Origin of the sequence: Acidovorax sp. Root217 (assembly GCF_001428645.1) — a bacterium.
Classification (GTDB): Bacteria; Pseudomonadota; Gammaproteobacteria; order Burkholderiales; family Burkholderiaceae_C; genus Acidovorax.
Genome location: NZ_LMIH01000014.1, coordinates 143,142 through 146,724 on the forward strand (window position 1 = coordinate 143,142; position 3,583 = coordinate 146,724).

Below are 3,583 nucleotides of genomic sequence, written 5' to 3' on the forward strand. Positions count from 1 at the left end.
CAGTGGCTGCAAACCACTGGTCGCTCTGGGCAGGCGCGCGCTGGAGCTGCTCACCGACCGCACGGGGCTGTCGGTCTTTTGATGCGGGGGGCGCAGCGCAGCGCAGCGCGTGGCATTCTGCGCGCGGGCATGCATGCATGAGTAGGGGCCTGGTGCGTAGACTGGCCCGTTCAACCCCTGCATGCAAGCGTCATGCTGTCGATCAACGAGCACCGGCACCGGCGGATCCTGCGCTGCCAGCGCCTGCGCCTGCTGAGCCGGCTCCAGCGCCAACGCCTGGACCGGCTCCCGAACCGGCACCGGCACCAGCGCCCACAGCGCCGGCTCCAGGTGCGCCGGCACCCACACCCGCGCTGCCGCCCGCACTGCCTGCACCGCTGCTCGCGGCACCTGCGCCGCTCCCCGTTGCGGAACCCGCTGCAGCGCCTGGGGCCGCACCGGGTGCGGTGCCGGCCGCACCGCCAGGTGCGCCCGCGCTGGTGCTGCCACCCGAGCCCGTGCCAGAAGGCGCACCTGCCACGCTGCCCGCGCCTGCTCCGCTGACCCCTACACCAGCGCTGGTACCCGGGGCGACACCGGTGCCTGTGCCGGTGGCGCTGCCTGCACCAGTGCTGGTGCTCGCGCTCGCGCCAGGGCTGGTGCCGCCCGCCGGGGTGCCGTTACCGGTGGTGCCCGGGCTCCCTGTCGGATTGCCCGTCGTGGCTGCTGTCGTGCCCGTGCTGCCCGTCGCGGTGCTGCTGGGGATGCCAGCAGTAGGCGAACCGGAGGCCGGTGTACCTATGCTGCTGCTCGGAATGCCACTGGGGATGTTGCCCGAAATGCTGGCGTTGCCGATGCTGCTGTTGCTGCTGGGTGTGGTGGTGGTGCTGCTCGGGTTGCCGGTGGCAGCCGTGGGCGTGGCGGTGCTGCTGGGCACGCTGCCGGGGATGCTGGAGGGGCTGGTGGTGGCGTTGCCGATGTTGCCGCTGCTCGGGATGCTGCTCGGAATATTGCCAGGAACGGTGGTGTTGCCGATGCTGCTGTTGCTGCTCGGCGTGGTGGAGGTGTTGCCCAAGGCACTGCCGGGGGGGGCCGTGCCCGGTGTCGCGGTGCTGGGGTTGCCAATGGTCGAGATGGCCGGCGTGGCCGGGCTTGCGCTGCCGAAGCCGCCCTGGCTGTAGGCATGCTGCGATACGGTGAGCGCGAGCACCGACAGGGCGATCAGTGGGGCCGCAAGGCTGCGGTGCGAACGGGAGACTAGGGTGGTCGACATGGGGAGCTCCTTGAAGGATGGCGGTGGCCGTGGTGCCACCATGGCTCCCATGTTGAAACCGGCGGGCGTGCGGGGCGGTAGGGACACAGGCGCGCCCCCGGTAGGACGGGGCCGTTCACGCCGCGCGGCCCGCAAGCCGGATGCAAGCGCAGGTAACGCGCCCAAGGCCGCACGCAAGGGCGCGTCGCACCCCGACACAGGGTGAACAGTTGCTGACAACTGGTGGGCGGGCGCGGCGTGGGTGCCACTGCCACCCACAGCGTGCCAGCCTGTCTCACAACCGGTCGCTAAGCCTGCGCGCTGGCGGGCTGGCTCAGCAGGTAGTCCGCCACGTCTTCCGAGAACCTGCTGCGCCGCCCGCCCAGCAGCACGGCGCCGTCGTCCGTGCCTTCGGGGTCGGGCCGCGCGCCGGGCATGCCGTGGGCCACCAGGGCCTGGGCGCAGCCGATCCAGTCGCCGCCGGGCACGGGCTCGTTGAGCGAGGCCCATGACAGGGTGCCGCTGGCGTTGTCGCCAAAGCCGTGCAGGGCCTGCCAGTCGGCGCCGTGCGCCAGCAGGAAGCGGGCGAGCGCCGCATCGCCACGGAACACGGCCTGGTTCAGGGCCGAGGCATCCCAGTCGCCACCGCGCACCTCGATGGGCCAGCCCAGGTTGACCATGGTGCGCACTGCATCGCCGCAGCCCTGGGCCGCCAGCTCGGGCAGCAGCCGCAGCTGGGCGGGGCTGAGCCTGCCGATGGTGCCAGGGTGTGCGGCCTGCAGGGCGCGGGCCGCCGCTTCGTCGCCGCGTGCGCAGGCGGCGATGAAGGCCTCGTCCATGGCGGGCGGCGCATGGCCGCTGGTTACTGCCGTGGCGTTCTGCAGCAGCTGTGCCACCTCGGTCAGGCCGTAGCGCAGGGCCATGGTGTGGGCGGGCGTGCCGTCCTGCATGCTCGCATCGGGCCTGGCGCCTGCGGCCAGCAGGGCTGCGACGTGCGCGGGCGAGCGGCGCCGGCGGATGGCCCACAGCAGCTGCGAACCCCAGTCCGACGTGGGCGGGCCCTGCGGTGGCTCGTTGGCATCGCCGCCGTGCGCCAGCAGCAGTTGCAGGGTGGCCAGGTCGTCGAGGTCGAGCACGCGGTACATGGCGTTGGTGCCGGTGATGCGGGCGCCGGCTTCGAGCAGCAGCCGGGTGCACTCGGGGTTGTCGAGCGCGTGGTAGAGCGATTCGTTGTCATCGGGGTGGGCGCCGGCACCGAGCAGCAGCTTCGTCATCTCGGGGTCGAGGTTGCGGCCGGCAGCGCCGTACAGGGCCGAGAGGCGCTCGGCTTCTGCAGGTGCCTGCAGCGAGGCCGGGGGCCAGCGGTTGCCCACCGACTGGTCGGGCGATGCACCGGACGCCAGCAGATGCCTTGCGCAGGCGATCAGCCGCTCGCGGTGGCTCGGCAACTGCAGCAGGCCGGAATGCGTGACCGCCACCAGTGGCGGCAACTGCAGCGGCCCACCTGCGCGGTGCACCCAGCCGGGGTCCTGCGCGGTGGCCTGGCGCAGCACGGCTTCGTCGCCGGTGGCGCAGGCCAGCCAGGGGTCGCTGTTGCCGAGCAGGGCGGGGTGGTCTTCGAGCAGGCGCAGGGCCACGGCAGGCCGCGCGCGGTTCATGCCGCCGCAGATATCGCCCGCATAGACGAGGCCCAGCCAGTGGAGCAGGGCCTTGCCCGAGTCATCGGCCTGGGCCCTGCGCGCGACGACAAAGCCCTGCAGGTCGGCCCAGGAGGCAAAGCCGTACTCGCGTGCAATGCACGACTGCGCATCGTGCAGGCGCAGGCCCTGGGCGGCGAGGGTGGTGTCGTCCTTGCCTGCAGCGGCGGGCAGGGCGGTGCGAATGCGCTGCAAGGCGGCAGCGTCGTTGCCGCGGTACAAGGCCAGGAGATTCTTGGCCTGTTTCTTGAGGTGGCCGATGTCTGGCCGTGCGGGAAGGCGCTTGTAGGGCGTCGTCGTCATGAAGAAAACCTCCGTGCATCATGTGCCGATGGCCCGCAGATCCGGCTGCACAAAAGGCGGTGGACAGGCGTGTGGGGGAGGCAGCAGCGTGGCGCTGGTGTCCTCCGTGCAAGTGGGTTCTACCCTTCCCGCGGGCCCGGGGGCCGCTTGCACCGCGGGTGGGATGTTAGCTGATGTGTGTCTGATTTTTTCTGCCTTCGCTCGTTGTTGCGTGCCGGGTCTCTGCCCGGCGGGCGGAGCGTGGTTGCTGCGGCGGCTTGGTGGATGGTGGTTGCTGCATGCCTTGATCGAGGGCGGAGGCCGGGGTGTGCGCCCGGCGGCGCACCTACCTTCTTTTGCTTCGTCAAAAGAA

The 3,583-nt window shown here is 71.5% G+C and carries 2 protein-coding genes; one reads left to right on the forward strand and one right to left on the reverse strand.

What is annotated here, in order from left to right; all coding sequences use genetic code 11:
• The first annotated feature begins 698 nt into the window (after positions 1-698).
• Positions 699-1,160: a hypothetical protein gene (locus ASE31_RS16300; protein ID WP_235514558.1), complete on the forward strand. Its 462-nt coding sequence runs from the start codon at positions 699-701 to the stop codon at positions 1,158-1,160.
• A gap of 379 nt (positions 1,161-1,539) precedes the next feature.
• Here ASE31_RS16300 and ASE31_RS16305 read toward each other — a convergent pair whose 3' ends face one another.
• A complete protein-coding gene (locus ASE31_RS16305) occupies positions 1,540-3,231 on the reverse strand; it encodes an ankyrin repeat domain-containing protein (RefSeq protein WP_057202862.1) in 1,692 nt (563 codons plus the stop codon).
• Positions 3,232-3,583: the final 352 nt, after the last annotated feature.

Excerpts from the sequence above, each read along its gene's own strand:
- ASE31_RS16305 (WP_057202862.1), bottom strand. The coding sequence starts at position 3,231 with ATGACGACGACGCCCTACAAGCGCCTTCCCGCACGGCCAGACATCGGC.